Genomic DNA, 25,258 nt, shown 5'->3' on the forward strand with positions numbered 1-25,258 from the left:
CCACTGTCAGTTCTGACAGTTTTGATAGCCGTTCGTCGGAAGCCGGATTTCAGGAGTCGGCGTGGGGCAAGCGCGCAGCTTCGACTTCAAAACGCGCGCTATCGGCCCAATCGGACATCGTTGCGTCATCCGCCGCGTCAGTCAGCGTCTGCCGGAATCGGTACCAGTTGCCCGCCAGAGGCAGTGCCCTTGTCGCCGCCCCGCGCCAGTGCTCATCGACCACGGGTACCTGAGCCAGCCACTGAATATCCGGGTTGTACCAACTCACGATAGCGCCCACGCCCGGACGGCCCTTGCCGCTGAACTGCACTGGATGACTGACCCAGCGTCCGGCTGCAGGCCCGTCGAGCACAGGTCGGAAAGTACTCAGAATGACCGAGTGCAGGGTTTCAAATGATTCGAACCCGTCCAGAGATGCGACTGCCTCCAGCCGGTAAAGCCCTCCGCCAAGCAGACTTGCATCGAGCATCACTGACCAGGTGCGATTTTCCTGCACGACGGCGCTTGCCGGCTCGGAACGCGCGGCACCGACCAAGGTCACCGTGACCGTATCGCCCGGCACGCCAAAACCGCACACCACCACCTGCTGCCCGATGGCATCGCCTTCGATCGGGGTTTCAATGAAGGGTGCCGCTGGCACAATGTCAAAGTGCAGCGGCTCGCTGTCTTTCGACTCCTGCAATTTGCCGCTTTCATCCATGAAACTTTGCCGGGCCCAGATCGTTTTGCTGCCCACCGGCAACGTCACTTCGGCTTGCCAATTGCCCGCCCAATCCACAATGACATCACTGAGCAGAGGTTCAGCAAGCCCTTGCAGACAGACTTCGACAACCCCGCCCCTCATGCCCGTACCCTTGAGCAACGCGGTTCGTGGCAACTTGCCGTGTTGTATCGGCTGGAGAAATTCTGGCGGTAGCAGCACCACCGTCAATTCATGCTCGTCACTGTGTAGCGACGGTCGACCGTCCAGTGTCTGCTGGGCGTCAAAGGTGTAGAGCCTGAATTGCTCGAGGCTCAGGTCAATCGACCAGTCGCCATCCTGGCTCAATATTTTCGGATCGCCCAAGGGACGATCAAACTGCTTGTCGCGCAGTTGCAAAGTGGCGCCCACCATACCCATCGTGCCCTCGACCGTTACAGCACGACCGACTTCCGAGCCGTCCGGCGGCTGGGTAATCACTGGCGTGACCATCGCTCTCCTGACTATGAAGGTCGTGGACGTCGGCTGCGAAGTTTGCTGCGCGGCGACTTGGGTTACCGTGACGGTATGTGTGATATCCCGGGCAAATTCTTTGTCGCGCCTGAACTGCCACGTGTCAGCACTGACGATGCCCTTGTGCACAATGCCGCTTTCGTCGCTGTACTCAATGTTCACGGTTGCACCCGGCCAGCACGTTCCGCTGAACCTGGGCGAAAGTCCGTCATCTTCAGGCTCGTTCAAGCCAGGGGCCTGCGGCGGGATGGTGACTTTGAGGACAAACCAGTTTGGCGACTGGTGCCCGTCGAGATATTGCTTTATGTGTACTTCACGTTCGAAAGAGGGTCCCCAAACGCTCGAGGCCTGGGTGGACCACCGCCCGCCGACGACCTCCACTTCAGGCGCTTCAAGATATGGGCTATTGGGCCTGCGTGGCTGTACCAAGGCTCTGTTGAAACCTTTGCCGCTGAAGGTCGGTTGGTAGTCGTTGGTGAATTGCACATCACTGACATCGGGGAGAATATTTTTTACTTCGAAGGTCAGCGGCAGCGAGTCGATCCAGCCGCTGGCGTTGTCGGCAATTTTTTGAATGACAGAGACGTTGTAGGTACCCAAAGGCCACTGCGCTGCGGTTTCCCAGATGCCTCCCGGCATCACTTCAGCATTTGCAGGCGCGGGAACTTGCACCGCGCCCCCGCTGACGGTGAACTGGATTTCAGATTTGAGATCGCGATCGTAATAACCGTTACCGGCAAAGGTCACCGTGGTGCCGGAGATGGTGACGTTGGGCTGTTTCAGAGTGGGGGGCGAATCCTGAAGGCTTGTGGTGCACTGCGTCCGGATGACACGTCATCCAGATCCTGTTCGACGACCAGGCTGATCGGCCCTGGCGGCACGTTGATCATCCCCTCCCACGCCCCGTCTGCATTGCTAACGACTTCCCAATCACGAACAGGATCATTCGTCAGATCAAAAAATGCTCTCAATCGCGCCCCAGCCAAGCCGTTGCTTCCTGTCAGAAGGAAGTCTTGTTCATAAACTGTTCCCGCAGGTGGCTTGGATATTAACGGCAGCCCCATGACTCTGAAAGTTATGGCATCGGTATAAAAATGATTGATATTGGGTGATTTAAGTTGGGCGACAACCGAGAACGTCCCGCTGCCAGAGACCTTTATTGCCGGAGCCTCCCAAGTCGTATCGGACTTTCCGACAGTAATAACCTCACTCCAGTTTTCATAATGATCCAAATGCCCAACCACTCTGATAACAGTACCCGGCGCAGCCATACCTCTGAAACAAACCAGATCCTTTGCCAACACCAAAGCATTAGCTGCCGGGAAAGTAATTCGAGCGCGGTAGACTGTTACATAAGCCGTCCGCTCGGAAACCTTACCGGCATACATTTGATATGCTTGAAAACTTAGAGAATTCTTGTTTTCTGCCACGGTGACGGGCACTGACCAAGGATCGTAGAAAGCCTCTTCTGCCCCAATCGTACCGCGCCCATCATCCAAGACAACAGTATAACGGTATATTGCTCCCGTGCCCTTGACAGAGAAAGTTGAAGATGTGAAGTTTCGGATTGCACTGATGGTTGGAATGGGCATCCGATAATTGGCAACCTTGTAGGTTTTCAGAACCGGATCACTTGCGTTACCCACATCATAAATATAATCAAACCCCACTGTTACGTTTCTTTGATTGGCGATAATCGTTTCTCGATAGGGTTCATCAAGATCAATCCACTCACCGGTCTGGCGAGCACTGCCCGTCAGTTCTCTTACATCACCTTCACCGCTAACCAAAGAAAGATAGAATTTTACATTCCCTTCATAACGTCGATTCTCTTTTGCTCTGTACGCTGACACGATGCAAGTAAATGTCGAACCATCGTAGGAGTAGGCATAGCTCACTCGAAGCTGCGCCCACCTACCGTCTTCTTCCGCGTGAAGCTCATGGGTTACAAATGTCACATCCGTTCCGATCTCCTCAGCGCAGACTACCTCTTGTTTCGGGGGCAAGCTGTCGGAAGGATCTTTAATACCATCATCTTGTTCCATGGCCGGATCTCAGAAAGGGCAAGGTGGCTGATTGATGCAACAGGTAAGTTCATTGAATACCGGTGCCTCACATCGCTACACCTGTAAAACCTGACAGTCCCGACCAGCGGTAACTATTCCACGCCTTAGTATCCTTGCGTCCTTCAGCCATTAAACGCGACTGCATCAGCTTGCGTCGTTGCCACACATCACTCAGAGTCCACCAGCTTGTACACCTGAATAACGCCGCCCGGCATGGCTGATAAGTCGCGCGGCTTCGACTTCAAAACGCGCACTGTCGGCCCAATCGGACATCGTTGCGTCATCCGCCGCGTCAGTCAGCGTCTGCCGGAATCGGTACCAGTTGCCCGCCAGAGGCAGTGCCCTTGTCGCCGCCCCGCGCCAGTGCTCATCGACCACGGGTACCTGAGCCAGCCACTGAACATCCGGGTTGTACCAACTCGCGATGGCGCCCACGCCCGGACGGCCCTTGCCGCTGAACTGCACTGGATGACTGACCCAGCGTCCGGCTGCAGGCCCGTCGAGCACAGGTCGGAAAGTACCCAGAATGACCGAGCGCAGGGTTTCAAATGATTCGAACCCGTCCAGAGATGCGACTGCCTCGAGCCGGTAAAGCCCCCCGCCGAGCAGACTTGCATCGAGCATCACTGACCAGGTGCGATTTTCCTGCACGACGGCGCTTGCCGGCTCGGAACGCGCGGCACCGACCAGCGTCACCGTAACCGTATCGCCCGGCACGCCAAAACCGCACACCACCACCTGCTGCCCGATGGCATCGCCCTCGATCGGGGTTTCAATGAAGGGTGCCGCTGGCACAATGTCAAAGTGCAGCGGCTCGCTGTCTTTCGACTCTTGTAGTTTGCCGCTTTCATCCATGAAACTTTGCCGGGCCCAGATCGTTTTGCTGCCCACCGGCAACGTCACTTCGGCTTGCCAATTGCCCGCCCAATCCACAATGACATCACTGAGCAGAGGTTCGGCAAGCCCTTGCAGACAGACTTCGACAACCCCGCCCCTCATGCCCGTACCCTTGAGCAACGCGGTTCGTGGCAACTTGCCGTGTTGTATCGGCTGGAGAAATTCTGGCGGTAGCAGCACCACCGTCAATTCATGCTCGTCACTGTGTAGCGACGGTCGACCGTCCAGTGTCTGCTGGGCGTCAAACGTGTAGAGCCTGAATTGCTCGAGGCTCAGGTCAATCGACCAGTCGCCATCCTGGCTCAATATTTTCGGATCGCCCAAGGGACGATCAAACTGCTTGTCGCGCAGTTGCAAAGTGGCGCCCACCATCCCCATCGTGCCCTCGACCGTTACAGCACGACCGACTTCCGAGCCGTCCGGCGGCTGGGTAATCACTGGCGTGACCATCGCTCTCCTGACTATGAAGGTCGTGGACGTCGGCTGCGAAGTTTGCTGCGCGGCGACTTGGGTTACCGTGACGGTATGTGTGATATCCCGGGCAAATTCTTTGTCGCGCCTGAACTGCCACGTGTCAGCACTGACGATGCCCTTGTGCACAATGCCGGTTTCGTCGCTGTACTCAATGTTCACGGTTGCACCCGGCCAGCACGTGCCGCTGAACCTGGGCGAAAGTCCGTCATCTTCAGGCTCGTTCAAGCCAGGGGCCTGCGGCGGGATGGTGACTTTGAGGACAAACCAGTTTGGCGACTGGTGCCCGTCGAGAAATTGCTTTATGTGTACTTCACGTTCGAACGAGGGTCCCCAAACGCTCGAAGCCTGGGTGGACCACCGCCCGCCGACGACCTCCACTTCAGGCGCTTCAAGATATGGGCTATTGGGCCTGCGTGGCTGAACCAAGGCTCTGTTGAAGCCTTTGCCGCTGAAGGTCGGTTGGTAGTCGTTGGTGAATTGCACATCACTGACATCGGGGAGGACATTCTTTACTTCGAAGGTCAGCGGCAGCGAGTCGATCCAGCCGCTGGCGTTGTCTCTGATCTTCTGGACGGCGTTGATTTTATAGGTGCCAAATTTCCAGCCCGTTACGGTGGTGCTCCAAGTGCCGTTGCGCTGTACTTGTGCATTTGGAGGCGCGACCGGCATTGGGTCGGCTGGACTTTCGAGGATAGTGAACTCGATTTCGGTTCTGAGCTTCTCGTCGAAATGTCCGGTGCCGGAAAATGTGATCGTTTCATTGGCTTGCGTATATGTGACCGTCGGCTTGCCCGTGCGTACTCGTATGCCGAAGGGTTGGCTGGTCAGTGATGTCGTTCCCAAATAGGTATGCGTGCCGACAATTGAATGCGGACCAGGTGTCAGCGTGAAAGATGCAGACCATGCGCCTGTGGCGGCATCGGTTGGGGTGCTGATTTGAGCTTGGGTGTTTTCCGAACGCACAGCAACAGCACTGGAGATCCCGGCGACGACAGTGCCTGTGAACGTCGATGTCATGTCCACCGTCTGCGTCAATCCTGGAGACGTTATTCGGGGGGGTCAATGACATAAAAATTTCGTTGGACTGACGGCACAGATGTTGCGCCATCGTATCTTTGACTGGCGACTAGAGAATAATTTTTGCCGAACGCAAACTTATAAGTGCTGGTACCACCCCATGACCCATCAATTTCGATCTTTGCGTAGGCCAATACTTTGATCGATGTGTCTTTGATGTAAACATCCACTCTTGTCAACTCTTGGTGCAGACCGCCTGTACCCGCAAATTGCGGCGTTTGTGTACTTATAACCTGCGGCAACGGACTGAGCGTTACAGGCTTGAGTACGGTCAGTGACGCTTTCCCCGCGTAGCGCCCCTGCGTATTTCCATACTCCTCACGGATAATGAAATCCTGTAAACCCTGAGGGACATTATCAAGGAGCGTGACAGTCCAATTTCCGTAGCCATTGGTAATGGCCGTTGTGCTCAGTACAGTGCCTGAATTGGGACGCACAAGCGTGATTTTGCTGCCTTTACCGGCGAGGCCTGGAACCGTTGTAGTCACAGTACGATTGCTGGCAATGCGAGCAGCCTTTCTGACCAGCAAAGTCCGCGGTGTCCACCTTGACCATTGATCAATGTAATCCCATCTTCCATCAACTCTGACTTGCAGGTCACTCTCGGGAAGGTCTTCGACTCGAATACTGTGCCAGACGCCCCCCAACCATGCACTTTCAGTGATACGTCGGTAGTAATTATCGGCTCCGTGAAAATCCAGATGAACGTTGTGATAACGGCCATCGTTTACCGGTATACGAAACTTGAAGTCCATCGTGGTATCTACTAACAGTGACTCGGAGCCGGCCTCATACTCCAAATCCGCGACCAGGATTCCCGGCTCTTCGGAAATCGGATCATCGGATTTTTGGGAAGGGCGATGGTCCTCAGGAAACGGGCCATCTTCTGGAGGATTGGAGCCTGGGTTCTCATGGTCGGACATGATCGAGCTTCCTTATACCGTCGGTACCTGGGTGCCTCATTGAAGAACCGTAAGCACGAAATGACACCTGTAAAACCTGACAGTCCCGATCAGCGGTAACTATTCCCACGCTGCAACATGCAGACGTCCTTCAGTCATTAACACGCGGCTACATCGGCTTGCGCCGTTGCCTACACATCACTCAGAATCCGCCGGCTTGTGCGCTTTGAAGCTGCCCCGTAACGTGATCCGTGCCGCTGCCAATCAGTGGTCGGGTTTAGTCGCCCGGGTCGTGCATTGCGCATAAGCGTCATCAAGTCGGGTAATCCCTATCCCCGCACTCGATGGTGGCTGTTCGCAGGGCGCCTCAGGGCGCGCCGGTTTGTGCACTCCCGGTCGACTAACCTGCTTACAGCCGCCACCCTTTCGTTTAGTCGCGAAGAGGTGGATGCCCCAACTATGAGTGTGCAGACAATGATCAAACCAACACCCAATCCCCCCGAAACCGAAGACTCGACCTCCCCCTACGCTTCCCCCGATTCCACCAGACTCCACGAGGCCGCTGAAAAAGCCCTCGATCACTACCTGAAAAAACCCGCCGCTGCGCCGTCGTGCAATTCCGTCGATCGCGGCATGCAGATGTTCATGGTCGCGCCCGACATCAACCCCGAAGCGATGGCCATTCAAACCTACGAAACCTTTTCTTCGGTCAGCATTCTGCTGCTCGACCTGGCGGACAGCCTCGAGGACAAGCCGCGACATCTGGCGATGGCGATCTATCAGTTGAGCGAGATGGGCCTATTGCTGGCGGAAAAGGCGCTGGATCAGGAGCGGGCGATCGCGGTGGCGTGACGTAAAAATCAAAAGATCGCAGCCTTCGGCAGCTCCTACATTTGGAATGCGCTCCCCCTGTAGGAGCTGCCGAAGGCTGCGATCTTTTGCTGTTCAGGCAGAAGCGGGCAACGGCTGAAAACTGAAATACTGCTTCAGCGCCAGCACCAGTTGGCCGAACTCCGGGGGAGCGCGGCGCAGGATGAAACCGGCGTCGTAATGCAGCGGCGTGGCGTCTTCATGGCACCACACGCAACAGGCGCTGAAATCGATGACTTGCTGGCTGCCATCGCGGGCGGGGACCTTGAGGCGTAACTGAAAATCCACCCCGATCATCATCGGCAACTGGCTGATCAGCATCAGCCCGTCCGCAGACACATTGCCGAGAAAGCCGACGGGTTTGTCGGTGACGCTGTTGAACACTCTGAGGTAATACGGCAATTGATGCCGTTCGATCCGGCGGTCGGTAAACATGATGTGCTGTTCGCCATGCAGGGCTCCGTCACGGAGCCGCACCTGTGCTTCGGAACGAACCTGTGCGACAGGCCCGCTCTCCCCGCTTCCGGTGTGACGGTCGCGACAATCGCCGTCACCTTGTAACTGCCAGTCGCAGGTGTTGCGCCGTTATCGAGACACGGCTCGAAACGGTTTCCTTGACTATAGCGGAGCTTGTACAGACGGCCAGATTTTGTACGAAAACCGCGTCAGAAGCGCGTCGGCCGAACCACCGCAGCGGCGCTGCGTGTCGGGTAATGGCCCAGGCTCTGCAACGTTTCCAGACGCGCGCGGGCGCGGTAGGCGTATTCACTGTTGGGGTACGAAGCGATGATGAACTGGTAGGTCTGCACCGCGTCGATGTAGAGCTTCTGTCGTTCCAGGCACTGACCGCGCATCATCGACACTTCCGGCCACACGTACGGGCGGGCGCGGCTGGCGCGTTCGACCTTGGACAGTTCGAGCATGACCTGCTCGCAATTGCCGCGTTCATAGGCGCTGTAGGCGTTGTTCAAATGGTGGTTCATCGACCAACGGGTGCAGCCCGTCGCGGCGAGGACGCTGAGGGAAAGGGCGGCAATGGGCAACAATCGCATGGGGGTTCTCCTGTCTTGTGCTCTGTATCGACCCCAGGTCGGAAAACTTCAGACGCGCTGGTCGCAAAGTTGCCGCGTTCAATAAAGAAAACGATAAGTAGTGCATTCGAACAATGACTACACCCTTCGAGCATAGTAGCCTCTGCCTGCGCTTGAACTCAGGAGTCTTTGCATGTCCGTCCGTCGTACCAAAATCGTCGCTACCCTTGGCCCGGCCAGTAACTCGCCGGAAGTTCTCGAACAGCTGATTCTGGCTGGTCTGGACGTCGCCCGTCTGAACTTCTCCCACGGCACCCCCGACGAGCACAAGGCTCGCGCGAAGCTGGTGCGTGACCTCGCTGCCAAGCACGGCCGCTTTGTCGCCCTGCTCGGTGACCTGCAAGGCCCGAAAATCCGTATCGCCAAATTCGCCAACAAGAAGATCGAGCTGAAGATCGGTGACAAGTTCACCTTCTCCACCAGCCATCCGTTGACCGAAGGCAACCAGCAGGTGGTCGGCATCGACTACCCGGATCTGGTCAAGGACTGCGGCGTGGGCGACGAGCTGCTGCTCGACGACGGCCGTGTGGTGATGCGCGTTGAAACCGCCACCGCCACTGAACTGCATTGCGTGGTGACCATCGGCGGCCCGCTGTCCGACCACAAAGGCATCAACCGTCGCGGTGGCGGTCTGACCGCGCCGGCCCTGACTGAAAAAGACAAGGCCGACATCAAGCTCGCCGCCGAAATGGAAGTCGACTACCTCGCCGTATCCTTCCCGCGCGACGCCGCCGACATGGAATACGCCCGTCAACTGCGTGACGAGGCCGGCGGCACTGCCTGGCTGGTGGCGAAGATCGAACGCGCCGAAGCCGTGGCCGACGACGAAACCCTCGACGGCCTGATCAAGGCCTCCGACGCGGTGATGGTTGCCCGTGGCGACCTCGGTGTGGAAATCGGCGATGCCGAACTGGTGGGCATTCAGAAGAAAATCATTCTGCACGCACGTCGCCACAACAAGGCCGTGATCGTCGCGACGCAGATGATGGAGTCGATGATCCAGAACCCGATGCCGACCCGCGCCGAAGTATCCGACGTGGCCAACGCCGTGCTCGACTACACCGACGCCGTGATGCTCTCGGCCGAATCCGCCGCTGGTCTCTACCCGCTGGAAGCCGTGCAGGCGATGGCGCGCATCTGCGTCGGCGCCGAGAAACACCCGACCGGCAAGACCTCCAGCCACCGCATCGGCAAGGAATTCAGCCGCTGCGACGAGAGCATCGCGCTGGCGACCATGTACACCGCCAACCACTTCCCGGGCGTCAAAGCGATCATCGCGTTGACTGAAAGCGGCTTCACCCCGCTGATCATGTCGCGTATCCGCTCCTCGGTGCCGATCTACGCGTTCACCCCGCACCGCGAAGCCCAGGCCCGCGCAGCAATGTTCCGTGGCGTCTACACCATCCCGTTCGACCCGGCCTCGCTGGAACCGCACGAAGTCAGCCAGAAAGCCATCGACGAGCTGACCAAGCGCGGCGTCGTGGAAAAAGGCGACTGGGTCATCCTGACCAAGGGCGACAGCTACCACACCACCGGCGGCACCAATGGCATGAAGATCCTGCATGTCGGTGATCCGCAGGTCTGAGTGACCGGCAGCTGAAACGCAAAAGCCCCGCCATGTGAATGGCGGGGCTTTTTTGCTTATGATTCAACAGATATTTTGTCTGGTAAGGCCCTTTTGCGAGCAGGCTCGCTCCCACACTTGAAATGCAATCTCCTGTGGGAGCGAGCCTGCTCGCGAAGGCGTCTTGACACTCAGCGAAAGAACCCGCTCAACGCCGCCACCGCCTCTGGCGAACGCAGCCGCTGGGTAAACAATGCGCCCTCCTCCTCGATCACTTTGCGCAGCAGCTCGCGATCGGGCGCTCGCATCAGTTGCTTGCTGATGTGCACCGCTTCGGCCGGCAGCTCATCAAAACGCAGCGCCATTTCCCGGGCCTTGCTCAACGCAGCCGCGCCACTGTCCAGCGCGTCTGTGGCAATTCCCCATTGCGCAGCCTGTGCGCCGCTAAAGCCTTCGCCGAGCAATAACAACTCAGCCGCTTTCGCTTGCCCGAGCAAACGCGGCAGGATCAGGCTGGAGCCGAATTCCGGGCACAATCCGAGGTTGACGAACGGCATGCGCAGCCGGGCGTCGCGGCTGACATAGACCAGATCGCAATGCAGCAGCAGGGTCGTGCCGATACCCACCGCAGCACCGGCCACGGCGGCGATCACCGGTTTGCGGCATTCGAGCAGATTGAGCATGAAGTGAAACACCGGGCTGTCGAGGTCGCTCGGCGGTTGTTCGATGAAGTCGGCGATGTCATTGCCGGCGGTGAAGCACTCGGCGCTGCCGCTGATCAGTACGGCATTGATTTCGGGGTCGCTGTCGGCCTGTTTCAGTGCTTCGGCGAGGCGGCTGTACATGGCGCGCGTCAGGGCGTTTTTCTTGTCCGGGCGGTTGAGGCGCAGGGTCAGCAAACCGCGTTCGCGTTCCAGCAGGATGGCTTCGGTCATGGCGTGTCTCGCGTCTGAAAATCAGCGCTCAACCACGGCTCACAAACACGTCGGCCAGCAGTTGATTGCGCGGCAATCCGGCCAGGTACAGACGCTTGGCGAATGCGTCGACACTGGTCGTCGAGCCGCAGACTAAGGCCAGGGTCTGCCGGGAAACAAGGCGCAGTTGCGCCAAAGCGGCGGCCGAGTCGGCCGCTGCCCACAGCTCGACACTGAGGTTTTCGCGCTGCGCGGCCAGTGCGGCAAGGGGTTTGGCCAGATAGTGTTCGCGTTCGTCATGGGCCAGGTGAATGACGCGGATGGCGCCTTGGTGATCCTCACGCAAGGCCTCACGCAGCACCCCGAACAACGGACCCAAACCAGTACCGGCAGCCAGCAGCCAAAGCGGCCGGGCGTGCCAGTCCGGATCGTAATGCAAGGCACCGCCGCGCAGTTCGCCGAGGCGGATCGAGTCGCCGATCTGCAGCTGGCGTGCGGCATCGATGAATTCGCCGGGCTGGCGGCAATCGAGGTGAAACTCGAGGAAGCGGTCTTCTTGCGGCAGGCTCGCCAGCGAGTAAGGGCGGGCGATGTGGCCGATCCACAACACCAGATGCTGGCCGGCGCTGTAGCGCAATGGCCGCTGCGGGGTCAAGCGCAGGCGCAGAACGCTGTCGCTGAGCCAATCCAGCGCTTCGACCACGGCCGGGCGGCCGTCGCTGATCGGGTCGAAGGTGTGTACCTGCAAGTCTTCGACCACCTGACACTGACAAGCCAGGCGCCAACCGTCCTGACGTTGCTCGGCACTCAAGGCATCCGGACGATTGTCGGCGGGCAGGCCCTGGATGCATTGCACCAGACAGGCATGGCAACTGCCGGCGCGGCAGCTGTAGGGCACGGCGACGCCGTTCTGATTGAGACTCTCGAGCAGGTTGCTGCCCGCCTCAACCGTCCACTGCCGATCACCGACGCGCAATTCAGGCATCAATGTTCTCCCACGCGGCGGCACAACGATTGCGCCCGTCACGCTTGGCCCGATACAGCGCCTGATCGGCACGCTGCAACGCCTCATCCAGATCATCGCCAACGGACAGCAGGGTCATGCCCGCCGACAGGCTCAGGTTGCGCACTTGCAGGCCCATCAATTCCACCTCACTGAAGGCGATGCGCAAACGCTCGCAACACGCGGTCAGGCGTTCGGCATCGCAGTCGGGCACCAGCACGACGAATTCCTCGCCACCATAACGCGCCAGCACGTCACCGTCGCGCAGACAGGCTTGCGCCACCCCGGCAAACGCCTGCAATACCTGATCGCCGGCGGCGTGGCCGTGCAGGTCGTTGATGCGCTTGAAGTGGTCCAGATCGATCAGCGCCAGCCCGTGCATCACGTCGCTGTCCAGCGCGTTCAGCTCGCGGGAAGCGATGCGCAGGAAATGCCGGCGATTGAACAGCCCGGTCAGTTCGTCGGTGGCGACCAGATCTTCAAGCTGGCGCATCATCCCGCGCAGGGTGTCCTGATGCGCCTGCAAGGCAAACCGACGCTGGCGCTGACGTTGTCGGGAAACCTGGACAAAACGTGCGTAAAGCACCAGCCACGCCAAGACCATCGCCAGAATGCACACCTGCAACGCTGCGAGCGCAGGCTCGGCCAAGCGGAAGTGGTAGGCGTCCCACAGGGTAATCGCGGAAAAACTGAAGAACACCAACAACGCGCAGCGGATGAATACTCGTCGGGTGAGATGGAACAGGCCGAACAGCAGGATCAGCACGTAAAACACCAGAAACGCGCCGCGCGCTTCGTCGACATGGGCGATCAGCCACGTCTGCCAGCCCAGGCCCATCAGCACTTGCGCTTCGGTCAGGCTGGGGTCGGCGAAGCGCTGGTTGCGCCCGCTCCAGAACATGGCGAAAAGGCTCGCCTGACTGATCACTACCAGCGCGCTGCCGATGGCCACGCCACTGAGCGATTGCTGGTAATGCCCGGTGAAAAACGCCAGCCACAGCAGCAGCAGAGCCAATCCGTAGGTGGCCGCAGCGAGGGCGAAGCGTTTGAGCAAAAGGCGTTGAATGGCGTTATGGGTCAATCGTTGACTCACCGTGCGATAGGAGGCTGACCGAGTGTCCTACTCTACAGACCGGATGCCACTTTAGAGGGCCGGTCGCTAAATGACCACCGATTTTCGGGCTCGAAAATTGACGTCAAATGCATGACCTGATTGAGCTGCATTGATGCCCGCACCAGGTCCCTGTGGTGAGGGGATTCATCTTCGATGGGCTGCGAAGTTGCCGCTTGCAACCTGTCAATCACACTGAGCTCACAGGTTTTACGACTGCTGCGCAGCCGAGCGGGGATAAATCCCATCGTCACAGGGTCATCCGACCAAAAGCCAATGTGCCCCCACCACCGAGGCGCGGTATACTGCCGCGCCTTTTTAGCGTCGCGCCACAAAGGGACAGCTACAAGCCGCAAGCCTGAAGCGGCAAGCTCAAGCTGTCCGCGTAATGCTTTAACTTGCCGCTCGAAGCTAGAAGCTTGTAGCTGCCCCATCGTGTTTTAGAGGAGCGCGACTCATGACCGTGATCAAGCAAGATGACCTGATTCAGAGCGTTGCCGACGCCCTGCAGTTCATTTCCTATTACCACCCCGTGGATTTCATCCAGGCGATGCACGAAGCCTACCTGCGCGAAGAATCGCCAGCGGCCCGTGATTCGATGGCGCAGATCCTGATCAACTCGCGCATGTGTGCCACCGGCCATCGCCCGATCTGCCAGGACACCGGTATCGTCACCGTGTTCGTCCGTGTCGGCATGGACGTGCGCTGGGATGGCGCCACCATGGGCCTGGACGACATGATCAACGAAGGCGTGCGTCGCGCCTACAACCTGCCGGAAAACGTCCTGCGTGCCTCGATCCTCGCCGACCCGGCGGGTGCTCGCAAGAACACCAAGGACAACACTCCAGCGGTGATCCACTACTCCATCGTCCCGGGCAACACCGTGGAAGTGGACGTGGCGGCCAAGGGCGGCGGTTCCGAGAACAAGTCGAAAATGGCCATGCTCAACCCGTCCGACTCGATCGTCGACTGGGTATTGAAGACCGTGCCGACCATGGGCGCCGGCTGGTGTCCGCCGGGCATGCTCGGCATCGGCATCGGCGGCACCGCCGAGAAAGCCGCGGTGATGGCCAAGGAAGTGTTGATGGAATCCATCGACATTCATGAGCTCAAGGCCCGTGGCCCGCAGAACCGCATCGAAGAAATGCGTCTGGAGCTGTTCGAAAAGGTCAACCAGTTGGGCATCGGCGCCCAGGGCCTCGGTGGCCTGACCACCGTGCTCGACGTGAAGATCATGGACTACCCGACCCACGCCGCATCCTTGCCGGTGTGCATGATCCCCAACTGCGCCGCCACCCGTCACGCACACTTTGTGCTCGACGGTTCCGGCCCGGCCTCGCTGGAAGCGCCACCGCTGGACGCCTACCCGGAAATAGTCTGGGAAGCCGGCCCGTCGGCGCGTCGTGTCAACCTCGACACCCTGACCCCGGAAGACGTGCAGAGCTGGAAGCCGGGCGAAACCGTGCTGCTCAACGGCAAGATGCTCACCGGTCGCGACGCCGCGCACAAGCGCATGGTCGAGATGCTGAACAAGGGTGAAACCCTGCCGGTGGATCTGAAAGGTCGTTTCATCTATTACGTCGGCCCGGTTGATCCGGTCGGTGACGAAGTGGTTGGCCCGGCGGGTCCTACCACCGCAACGCGGATGGACAAGTTCACCCGTCAGATCCTCGAGCAGACCGGCCTGTTGGGCATGATCGGCAAGTCCGAGCGCGGCCCGACCGCGATCGACGCGATCAAGGACAACAAGGCCGTGTACCTGATGGCAGTCGGCGGCGCTGCGTACCTGGTTGCGCAAGCGATCAAGAAGTCCAAGGTGCTGGCATTTGCCGAGCTGGGCATGGAAGCGATCTACGAGTTCGAGGTCAAGGACATGCCGGTCACCGTAGCGGTGGACAGCAAAGGTGAGTCGGTACACATCACTGGCCCGGCGATCTGGCAACAGAAGATCAGCGAAAGCCTGGCGGTAGAAGTGCAGTAAGCCTCTGGCGTCATGAAGACGGCCGGCGCATCCGCAAAGATGCCCCGGCCGTTTTTGCTTGTTCAAACCAATCGCGATAACAGAATGTCCCAAGCACAGAAAATGATCTTGCGCACCTGTCAGATCTGACAGGTCCATCTCTGGCCCACTCCTGTTAGCGTCTATCCATACGCCCTATGTAGCGCGAATGGACTCGACCATGGCCGATCAAGACCTCAGCATCACAGCTCCTTCCATCGCCAAAAGCTCATCGATCGCCACCATCGGCAAAAGCTGGAGCGCCGTCGGGCCGACCGCCTCGGCTGGATGCGAATTGCTGATCCCGCTATCGAGCGGTCGTGGCTACGACCCGCAAATACCCTTGGCAATCAACAGCCAGAGCGGTAACGGTCCGTTTGGCCTTGGTTGCCACCTGGGCCTGAGCCAGATCAGTCGCCGCACCAACAAAGGTGTTCCACGTTATACAGAGCACGATGAAATCATCGGGCATGACGGCGAGGTGTGGATGCCGGAGCTCGATGATGCCGGAGACTTGAAGTCACGCACGGAACACAGCTACAGAGACCGCCCCATTCCCGAACACAACGTCGTGTCTTACCGGGCGCGGATCGAAAGCGATTTTTCCCTGCGCGAATGCTGGCATCCGGCTGACGGTGGAGCCCCGTTCTGGTTGGTACATGGTGCCGACGGTACGTTGCATGTCTACGGCAAAACCAGCGCCTCACGCCGTGCCGACCCCGACGACGAATCGCGCATCAGTAGCTGGCTGCTGTGTGAAAGCATGAACGCCCATGGCGAACACATCTGCTACGAGTACAAGCCCGACGATCAGCCTGACGAGCACGATCCGATTCACGACTACCGCGCCCAGCGCTATCTGCGACGGGTGTGTTATGGCAATGCCACGGCGAGCGATCGTCTCTATAGCTGGGACACCGACCGGCCGACGGATTTGCCTTGGCATTTTCAACTGGTGTTCGATTACGGCGAACGCAGCAATTCGCTGACGGAGATTCCGAGCTACGAAGAAGTGAACCGCTGGCGACTGCGACCGGATCCGTTTTCCACCTATGGCCAGGGTTTTGAGCTGAGCACCCGCAGGCTGTGCCAGCAGGTGTTGATGTTTCATCACTTCCCCGAGGGCCTGGCGACAGAGGCGAAACTTGCCCGTCGCCTGCTGCTGGAATATCGACCGATCCAGAACTCTGCGCCGTGGGCCTACAGCCAGATCAGCGCGGCGCACTTTCAGGCCTTCGATGCGCAAGGCAATGTCGAGCATTCACCGCCGCTAGAGTTCGAATACTCGCCCTTCGAGATCAACAAGACACCTGCACGCCTGTTGGAAAACGAAACTCAACCGGGCATCGATGACGGCGGGTTCTACCAATGTGTCGATCTGTATGGCGAGGGCGTGCCGGGTTTTCTCTGCCGCTATGACAACGCCTGGTACTACCGCGAGCCGCTGCGCGCGGCGCCTGGTACCGAACTGATCGGTTACGGCCCATGGGCTCTGCTGGACAAGATCCCGGTGGCAGATCGTAACCGCGCCGTGGCGCAACTGCTGGATCTGACCGGCGATGGGCGCCTGGACCTGATCATCGCCCGGTTGGGTTACTGCGGGTTCCATGCGCTGAATGCGCAGCGACAATTCGAATTGTTCAGCGCGTTCGACACGTTTCCCCGGGAACACCAGGATCTGACTTTGACCATGGGGGATTTCAGCGGGGACGGCCTGATGTCAGCGGCCAGCATCAGCCACGATCGTGTGAGGCTCTATGCCAGCCTGCGCGAAAAAGGCTTCGCCGCTGCACAGGAAATACCCCATGCATACGAAGACGACCGTCTGCCGGTGTTCAGCAACTCGCGGACCGAACTGGTGCTTCTGGGCAACCTGCTCGGCAGCGACATGCCCGAGCTGTGCCGCATCCGCCATGACGAGGTCCGCTGCTGGCCGAATCTTGGTCATGGCAAATTCGGAAAAGGTCGCAAGATCAGCGCCCTGCCCTTCACCCATGAAGAATTCGACGCCTCGCGAGTACGTCTGGCCGATCTCGATGGCTCCGGCGCGCCCGCGCTGATCTATCTGCGATCCGAAGGGTTCGACATTTACCTGAACCGGGGCGGCAACGGCCTGGAGCAGATTCCCGTCAGCGTGCCGTGGCCTGAAGAAGTGCGTTATGACCGTTTGTGCCAGGTCAGTTTCGCCGACCTGCAAGGCCTCGGTTGCGCCAGCCTGATTCTGACGGTGCCGCATATCCAGCCGCGGCATTGGCGCTACGATTTTGTTGCAGCCAAGCCCTACCTGCTGGTCAACAGTAACAACAACATGGGCTGTTCCAGCAGCGTGACTTATCGCAGCTCGGCTCAGGAATGGCTGGATGAAAAGGAGCGGCTGCTGGCACTTGAGCGTGCACCGGTATGTCACCTGCCATTTCCGCTGGCCGTGGTGAAAAAACAGGAGCAGCACGACGAGATCACCGGCAACCGGTTGACCCAGTCGTTCACTTGGCGCGAAGGGTTCTACGACGGCAGGGAGAGGGAATTTCGCGGGTTCGGCTACTTGCAGCAACTTGACTGCGAGGTTGGAACCGATCCTTCAGAGCCTGGCTTCAGCGAGCCGGTGCAAACATGCACCTGGTTTCACAACGGTCAGGAAATCAATCGCTCCCGCGACGATTATTTCAGCGCGGATGTGGACGCCTGCCCGTTGGGCGAAACCCTGTTCAGTCGTTACCACCCCAAAGGTGAAATCGATGAGCCCGTCACCCCGGAGGGCTCCGACAGTCGCTATCGGATTGCGCAGGCACTGGTTGGCTCGGTCGCTCGAACAGAAATTTTTCCCTACCGCGCCGATGCGCAGGCGCCCGGTGCAGCCGCACTGTACTCGGTAGAAGAGAAGCGCTATCTGGTTCGCGAGGTGCGGCCGCAGGGGCCATATGCCGCAGCCGTTCTGCTGCCCCTTCAGGTCGAAGCCATCAGCTATCAGTACGACGGTTTTATCAACGACCCGCTGTGCCGCCACGATGTCACCCTGCGCTGGAACGCTTATGGCGCCGCGACCCACGCACTTACGGTGAGCTATGCGCGCAGGTTGACCGCCCAGAGCCCGCCCCCTTCACCGAAGACCATCTGAATCAATGGTGGTCCGACGCTCACGACGAGGCGCAGCAATACTTTTACATCAGTGAAACCCGTGCACGTCTGATCAATCTGCCAGAGCCACAGCAATGGCGATTGGGCTTGCCGTATCTGGAACGGGGCGATGCGCTGAAATTGGCCAAAGGTACGCTCCCCGGCGAGTTGAACCCGGCACGGGTGTCTTTCGAATCACTGAGAGAGCTGCAGGATACGCAAGAATGGGCCATGGAAAGGGTACTGACTTCCCAATCCATACAGCGTTATGTGGACGTAGAGGGTATTGAACTGGAGGACGGCGTCGCCGGATTCGAAGCCCTGTCGCATTCTCTGGAGCTTGCCTTGCTGGACAAGAACGCGCTGGACGCTTACAGCATTGTGCCCGACCTGAACATTCGCGAAGCCCTCGAGGCAATTGGTTACTCACCCATGCCGCTGCTGTTCGAAGCACCGCCCAGCGAAGAACCAAACCTCTGGTCATCGCGGTTCAATCTGGCTCGGTACGGCGACTTGCAAGCGTTCTATAAAGTGCTCGATTTCAACGAAACGCCAAGCCATGGCGTGACCAAAGCCGAATACGATCAACACTGGCTGACGGTCATGCGCATGGAGTTGCCCGACGGTTGTGCCGTGCAGGTCGCGGAATTCGATTACCACGCCCTGAAACCCAAGCGAATCACCGACGCCAACGACAACACTGAAGAAGTCATCCATGAGCCTTCCGGTCAGCCGCTGGTCATCAGCTTTCACGGTACCGAGAATGGCCAACCTGCCGGATTCGACAAGCTGACCGATGACTGGACCTTGCCGGCCCCCAGTCCGGAACAGGCCATCCAGTATCCGGAGGACACTGTAAAAAACGCAGCCAGCACCCTGCACAAAAACCTGTTCAGCTGGATGGGCCTGATACCCGCCTCCACACTTCAAACCCTGTCAATCAAGCAGGGCGATCTGTTGCCCGGCGGGCAGATCCGCGCCAGCGCACGTCGCCGGCTCGCGCAAAGCCTCAATCTGACGCCTGAAGACCAGCAATTGCTCGAGGCCATTGAACTGGCGTACCGAGAGCCGGTACACACCGTGGTGCTCAGTGCCGACCGCTATCCCTACGACACCGTCAAGGCACAGATCCAGATCGTCAAAACCTGCATCGATGGCTTTGGTCGGGTACTGCAAACCCAGCAGAAGGTCGACCCCGGGCTGGCTTATGTGGTGGGTGAGGATGGTGAATTGCTGATCGAAGAAGGTGAGCAACCGACGCAGACACGCTGGCGCATCAGTGAACGCGTCGAATACAACAACAAAGGTCTGCCGCAGCGCCAATACCGGCCGTTTTTCGCCAACACGCACCGCTACGTCAATGATCAATCGCTGCGCCAACTCGGGCTCTTCGATCAGCTGTTCTATGACGCAACGGCACGTCCGATCAAGCTGATCAACGCCAAGGGCGACTTTTCCCGCGAGACGTATCATCCCTGGTATCACACCAGCGAAGACTTCAACGACACCGCTGAAGAGGTGGTGTCTACGCGAGGGTCAGGCGCATGAGCGCCTCCACACATTGGCGCACACCTTCGCTGACAGCCAGCGACGGACGTGGCCTGCCAGTCCGTCAGGTCGCTTATTTGCGTACCGTGGCGGGCGACACGCCTAGCGCACTCGTGACCCGCCAGCACCACGATGTCGCCGGGCGCCTGGTCGCGCAACAGGATCCGCGCCTGCCGATCGCGAACACAACTACCGTGTTTTCGCTGAACGATATCGCCGTGTTTACCAGCAGCCGGGATAGCGGCTGGCGCCTGCTGCTGCCGGGCAGGGCCGGGGAGCCCGGACACCGTTGGGACGCGCGCGGCCATGTCTGGCAATCGACCTTTGACGGGCAATTGCGCGTGGTGCAGCTCGAAGTTTCGGGAAACGGCGAAAATCAGCTCGATACCTTCACTTACGCTCCGGGCTCTGCCGGAGCAGACTCCAACCTGCGCGGCCGGTTGATCCAGCAGACAGATCCGTCAGGTTCGCTGGATATCACCAGCTATGCCCTCACCGGACAGGCACTGGTGGAAAAGCGCACATTTGATGATCACCAAGCGTTCACCAGCCATCAGGTGTTCAGTCCGCTTGGCGCCGTGCTTGAACAGACCGACGCCGGCGGCCATCGCAGAACCTCGCGCTATGGTCTTGCCGGGCAACTCAGGCAAATGCACTTGCAAGTGAAGGCAAACATCACGCAAGTCCTGGAGGATGCGCACTACAACGCCAATGGCCAGCTCATCGAGCAAGAGGACGGCAACGGTGTGCTCAGCGAATGGACCTACGATCCAGCCGACGGACGCTTGCGCACCCGGATCAGCCATAAGCCCGGCCAACCCGCATTGCAGGATCTGCAATATTTCTACGATCGCGTCGGCAATATCATCCGCATCGAAGACCACGCCTTCGAGCCCACCTGGTTCGCCAATCAACGGGTCGACGGCCACCGTGAATTCAGCTACGACTCCCTGTATCGCCTGATCCGCGCGACCGGTCATGACGACGCCCTGCCCCCGGACATTCCCGGTCTGCCGCGACCGCCCGACGAGCGAAACCGCCTCAATTACACCCAGACGTATAGCTACGACGATGGCGGCAATCTGGCCGAGTTGCGTCATCAGCGCGACGGCAACAGTCGTACCCGCACGATGTGCATCGACCAGAAAAGCAATCGCGGGGTGCGTTGGCAAACAGGTGACGAGCCGCCGGACTTCGACATCTGGTTCGACCCGCACGGCAATCAACGCAAGCTGCGCCACGGTCCGTCATTGCACTGGAACAGCCGTGACGAGCTGGAGCGCGTGGATCTGGTTATCCGTCAGGACAGCGATAACGATGCCGAGTATTACCAGTACAGCGCGGGCCAGCGGGTCCTCAAATGTCATGAATGGTTTACCGACAAGGTCCGCCACTTCCACCAGGTGCGTTACCTGCCAGGGCTGGAAATTCGCAGCAAGGACAACGGCGAAGTGCTGCACATCATCAGCCTCGGTAACGCGCGCTGCCTGCATTGGACGCAACGTTCAGCGCCGATAGACGACCAGATGCGCTACACCCTCGAAGACCACCTAGGCTCTTGCGTGATGGAGCTCAATGAAGACGCCGTAGTCACCAGCGCAGAAGGCTATTACCCGTTCGGCGAAACCGCGTGGATGGCGCCGGAATCGGAAATCGAATACCGCTTTATCCGTTATTCCGGCAAGGAAATGGATGTCAGCGGTTTGTACTACTACGGCGCCCGTTATTACGCGCCGTGGTTGCAGCGCTGGGTCAGTACTGACGCCGAGCAGGCGGACGGCCTGAATTTATATGCATTCGTGGGAAATAACCCGATCCGTTTCATCGATCCGGACGGCAACAAGCGTGCAGAAGGCGTGATCATGCTGTATTCGGCGTTCGCATCCGCCGTGGAAGGGCATTCCGAAGAAGTCCTGGGACAGCTGCACAGCATCATTCATCAGGATGTTGCACTGAGCATGGCAATGAATCTGGCGGGAGAAACCCTCAGAGGCGTTATCGGTTATGAGGGTGGATCCATCGGTGGTACGCAATTTGACACCATGATCCCCGCTCTTGAAGTAAAGCCGAATGTGTTGAAACCCTCAGGCTTGATCGGCGGCAACATCGGTGGAGATGTCGCCGCAGCTATCGGCGAACCACTGGCTGACCATGTCAGGCTTCGCGTCGGTCCTTTGATACCGCAGACCTCGCAGATGTCCGTCAGCGCGATTGATCAAAGTCTGGGAATTCAGGAATCGGTCAGGGAGATCAACTCCTGGAAAGACTTCAGGAGGGAGCTGCTCCATCCGGCACTCAATGCGATCACCAACCCAGTGTTTTTGATGAACAGAGTATTCGGATCGGTAATCGCCATCATTCCCGGCGCACTCAATATGGGAAGTCGGGCGCAGGAAGCACAGGACATCAAGAACCGCCTCGACCCGGTGAAAATCGAAAAGATCGAGAAAATGCTCAGCGAGTGGAAAGCAGCCATCGAAGAACGGTCTGCATGGGCAGAGAATGCCTTTGATGCACTGGGCGTTGACAGTGTTTCGCCCGCCAATGTGCTGCCGAATGCGAATAGCAACACGTCCAGCGAAACGTTGGCGGTCATCACGCGTTCCGGCCTGCAGCAAAGGAACCGGGCTGTACTTGCGAACATCGCGCAAGCGCAGGCCGGCCTCGCGCATTACAAAGAGATGGGGTCGACGGACAACCAGTATTTGGCAAGGCAGCGACATCTGGCATCGAAAAACCTGGCAGTCCACTGGTTGCCAAGTTTAAAAATGGACGATGAAACCATGCACTCGCGCACGCCGTCCTTGTCGGCTACTGACGGTCGAGGCTTAACTGTCCGGCAGATCGATTACCTGCGCAACCTGGCCGGCGCCTCCCCCAAAGCCCTCGTGACTCGCCAGCAATACGATTTGGCCGGCCGTCTGGCATTGCAGCAGGATCCGCGTCTGGCCGTTGCCAACATCAGCACCGTTTACGCGCTGAACGGCGATGCGCTGTACACCACCAGCGTGGACAGCGGCCAGCGTTTGATGCTGCCCGGGTTGGCCGGCGAGCCAGTGCAGCGATGGGACGGCCGCCACCAGCATTGGCTGTCGTCGTTCGACGAGCAACTGCGCGTGGTGAAGCTCGAGATGACCGGCAACGACAAGACACAGCTCGACACCTTCACCTATGCCGACGGTTCTGCCGATACAGGTAACAACCTCCGTGGCCAGTTGATCCAACGGACAGATGCCTCCGGTTCGTTCGAAGTTGCCAGCTACGCTCTCACCGGCCAACCACTGCAAGAGACCCGCCTGTTTCACGACGGCGCGTCTTTCGCCAGCCATCAGGTATTCAGCCCGCTCGGTACCATGCTCGAGCAAACCGACGCCGGCGGGCATTGTCGGCAATCGCGCTACGGAGTCGCAGGACAGCTCAAAACAGTAGATCTGCTGATCGGCGGCACAGAACGACACCACGTATTGCTGGCTGCGCACTACAACGCCAATGGCCAGCTCATCGAGCAAGAGGACGGCAACGGCGTGCTCAGCGAATGGACCTACGAGCCAGCCGACGGACGCTTGCGCACCCGGATCAGCCATAAGCCCGGCCAACCCGCATTGCAGGATCTGCAATATTTCTACGATCGCGTCGGCAATATCATCCGCATCGAAGACCACGTCTTCGAGCCAACCTGGTTCGCCAATCAACGGGTCGACGGCCACCGTGAATTCAGCTACGACTCCCTGTATCGCCTGATCCGCGCGACCGGTCATGACGACGCCCTGCCCCCGGACATTCCCGGCCTGCCGCGACCGCCCGACGAGCGAAACCGCCTCAACTACACCCAGACGTATAGCTACGACGATGGCGGCAATCTGACCGAGTTGCGTCATCAGCGCGACGGCAACAGTTGCACCCGCACGATGCGCATCGACGACAAAAGCAATCGCGGGGTGCGTTGGCAAACAGGTGACGAGCCGCCGGACTTCGACATCTGGTTCGACCCGCACGGCAATCAACGCAAGCTGCGCCACGGTCCGTCATTGCACTGGAACAGCCGTGATGAACTGGAGCGCGTGGATCTGGTTATCCGTCAGGACAGCGATAACGATGCCGAGTATTACCAGTACAGCGCGGGCCAGCGGGTCCTCAAATGTCATGAATGGTTCACCGACAAGGTCCGCCACTTCCACCAGGTGCGTTACCTGCCAGGGCTGGAAATCCGCAGCAAAGACAACGGCGAAGAGCTGCACATCATCAGCCTCGGTAACGCGCGCTGCCTGCATTGGGCGCAACGTTCAGCGCCGATAGACGACCAGATGCGCTACACCCTCGAAGACCACCTAGGCTCTTGCGTGATGGAGCTCAATGAAGACGCTGTGGTCACCAGCGCAGAAGGCTATTACCCGTTCGGCGAAACCGCATGGATGGCGCCGGAATCGGAAATCGAATACCGCTTTATCCGTTATTCCGGCAAGGAAATGGATGTCAGCGGTTTGTACTACTACGGCGCCCGTTATTACGCGCCGTGGTTGCAGCGTTGGGTCAGTGCTGATCCGGCGGGGGATGTGGATGGGTTGAATCTGTATGGTTTTGTCGGTAACAACCCGATCGTCCATGTCGACCAGACCGGTGCCTTCAAAGTGGTGTTTGACCTGATCAGAAAAGCGGTGGGTATCTTTGATCAAGCGCAAACTGCGGCGGAGCAATTGCACAACCTGACTACCGAGTTCGATGGCCTGATTCCTGAAGGCCAGAACATCGAGGAGGTGCGCAAAAGCATGACGTTCGGCAAATTCATCACCTCCCGGGCCGGCATCAAATCGGTCTTTTACGGTATCGGCAAAGGCATCGCCATCGGCAGTGTCATCGGCACCGTGGTACCCGGAATCGGCAACGCCATCGGTTCCGGCGCAGGGGCAATCGCGGGGGCAATAGTGTTTCCGGTATTGCGTTACCACTTTTTCAAGAAGGGTTTGAAAGCAGCGCAGACACTGCACACCCAAGAGCTCAAGGACGGGCTGAAAACGCTGGGCGACGGCGCTGCAAAAGCCGTAGACGGCGCGAGGGCTCTTCTCGATGGAGGTGCTGCGCTTATCGACAGCATCAAGACTTTCACGGATAACCTCAACAGCTACTCCGAGCACATCCAGAAGATGTTCTACGCCCAACTGGACGCACTGGATGCAGAAAAACAGCGTCAGGTCATGAAGCTGTCCAGGAATGGTGTAGACCCGTTCGAAGCCATCGACAAGGTCATGCAAACCGCCCAGGCGACTATCGAAGCGCCAAGCGAGGCGCAAGGCGTGACTGAACGCCTGCAGCAACTGGAGCGCTCGCTCGCTGCCGAACCTCAGGCAAGACCGGTGCCGAAGCCGAGGTTGAATCTTGTGCATCGACGTCAGGTACAGGAGACAGCTGTCTAGCAGA

General features: G+C 58.9%; 14 protein-coding genes. 5 read left to right on the plus strand and 9 right to left on the minus strand.

All coding sequences use genetic code 11. The features are described from left to right. Positions 1 to 49: 49 nt before the first annotated feature. The 4 genes from AB4O45_RS07035 to AB4O45_RS07050 form a co-directional block, all read right to left on the minus strand. Positions 50 to 1,960 carry a hypothetical protein gene (locus AB4O45_RS07035; RefSeq protein WP_460161238.1) on the minus strand — a complete coding sequence of 637 codons (1,911 nt, stop codon included), beginning with the start codon at positions 1,958 to 1,960 and terminating at the stop codon, positions 50 to 52. A 32-nt stretch (positions 1,961 to 1,992) separates the two neighbouring features. Next, the gene (locus AB4O45_RS07040) at positions 1,993 to 3,258 is read right to left on the minus strand and encodes a hypothetical protein (RefSeq protein WP_460161239.1); all 1,266 of its coding nucleotides are present in this window, start codon (positions 3,256 to 3,258) and stop codon (positions 1,993 to 1,995) included. 192 nt (positions 3,259 to 3,450) lie between these two features. Then, positions 3,451 to 5,667, minus strand: coding sequence for a hypothetical protein (locus AB4O45_RS07045; RefSeq protein ID WP_460161240.1), 2,217 nt, complete (start codon positions 5,665 to 5,667; stop codon positions 3,451 to 3,453). Between the two features lie 29 nt (positions 5,668 to 5,696). After that, complete coding sequence (locus AB4O45_RS07050) at positions 5,697 to 6,650, minus strand: hypothetical protein (protein WP_460161241.1); 954 nt, start codon at positions 6,648 to 6,650, stop codon at positions 5,697 to 5,699. 453 nt (positions 6,651 to 7,103) lie between these two features. Here AB4O45_RS07050 and AB4O45_RS07055 point away from each other — a divergent pair, with 453 nt between their 5' ends. Beyond that, complete coding sequence (locus tag AB4O45_RS07055) at positions 7,104 to 7,481, plus strand: DUF6124 family protein (RefSeq protein ID WP_133339801.1); 378 nt, start codon at positions 7,104 to 7,106, stop codon at positions 7,479 to 7,481. A 93-nt stretch (positions 7,482 to 7,574) separates the two neighbouring features. Here the strand turns inward: AB4O45_RS07055 and AB4O45_RS07060 are convergent, their stop codons facing one another. Continuing rightward, complete coding sequence (locus AB4O45_RS07060; RefSeq protein ID WP_236168306.1) at positions 7,575 to 7,934, minus strand: PilZ domain-containing protein; 360 nt, start codon at positions 7,932 to 7,934, stop codon at positions 7,575 to 7,577. Between the two features lie 230 nt (positions 7,935 to 8,164). After that, on the minus strand, positions 8,165 to 8,551 hold the full coding sequence (locus AB4O45_RS07065) for a tetratricopeptide repeat protein (protein ID WP_056787835.1): 387 nt from the start codon (positions 8,549 to 8,551) through the stop codon (positions 8,165 to 8,167). Between the two features lie 172 nt (positions 8,552 to 8,723). On the opposite strand from AB4O45_RS07065, the gene pyk reads away from it, so the two are divergent. Further along, positions 8,724 to 10,175 (plus strand): pyruvate kinase, encoded by a 1,452-nt coding sequence (gene pyk, locus AB4O45_RS07070; RefSeq protein ID WP_024014116.1) that lies wholly within the window; start codon positions 8,724 to 8,726, stop codon positions 10,173 to 10,175. Between the two features lie 170 nt (positions 10,176 to 10,345). On the opposite strand, the gene AB4O45_RS07075 is transcribed toward pyk, so the two are convergent. From AB4O45_RS07075 to AB4O45_RS07085, 3 genes are read right to left on the minus strand one after another with little or no spacing between them, the layout of a single operon-like run. Beyond that, the gene (locus tag AB4O45_RS07075; RefSeq protein WP_056787833.1) at positions 10,346 to 11,089 is read right to left on the minus strand and encodes an enoyl-CoA hydratase-related protein; all 744 of its coding nucleotides are present in this window, start codon (positions 11,087 to 11,089) and stop codon (positions 10,346 to 10,348) included. A gap of 28 nt (positions 11,090 to 11,117) precedes the next feature. Further along, complete coding sequence (locus AB4O45_RS07080) at positions 11,118 to 12,053, minus strand: iron-sulfur-binding ferredoxin reductase (RefSeq protein WP_252876807.1); 936 nt, start codon at positions 12,051 to 12,053, stop codon at positions 11,118 to 11,120. Continuing rightward, the gene (locus tag AB4O45_RS07085; protein WP_041479822.1) at positions 12,046 to 13,152 is read right to left on the minus strand and encodes a GGDEF domain-containing protein; all 1,107 of its coding nucleotides are present in this window, start codon (positions 13,150 to 13,152) and stop codon (positions 12,046 to 12,048) included. Before AB4O45_RS07085 ends, AB4O45_RS07080 begins: the two co-directional genes overlap by 8 nt. Before the next feature lie 487 nt (positions 13,153 to 13,639). Between AB4O45_RS07085 and AB4O45_RS07090 the strand changes: the two genes are divergently transcribed. The 3 genes from AB4O45_RS07090 to AB4O45_RS07100 all read left to right on the plus strand — a co-directional run bounded on the left by AB4O45_RS07090 (position 13,640) and on the right by AB4O45_RS07100 (position 25,254). Next, positions 13,640 to 15,163: a fumarate hydratase gene (locus AB4O45_RS07090; RefSeq protein WP_016773454.1), complete on the plus strand. Its 1,524-nt coding sequence runs from the start codon at positions 13,640 to 13,642 to the stop codon at positions 15,161 to 15,163. 199 nt (positions 15,164 to 15,362) lie between these two features. Further along, positions 15,363 to 18,296 carry a SpvB/TcaC N-terminal domain-containing protein gene (locus AB4O45_RS07095; protein ID WP_460161242.1) on the plus strand — a complete coding sequence of 978 codons (2,934 nt, stop codon included), beginning with the start codon at positions 15,363 to 15,365 and terminating at the stop codon, positions 18,294 to 18,296. Between the two features lie 1,543 nt (positions 18,297 to 19,839). After that, positions 19,840 to 25,254 (plus strand): RHS repeat domain-containing protein, encoded by a 5,415-nt coding sequence (locus tag AB4O45_RS07100; RefSeq protein WP_460161243.1) that lies wholly within the window; start codon positions 19,840 to 19,842, stop codon positions 25,252 to 25,254. The last annotated feature ends 4 nt before the right edge of the window (positions 25,255 to 25,258 follow it).

This window comes from Pseudomonas sp. S2_B10, from assembly GCF_054668425.1.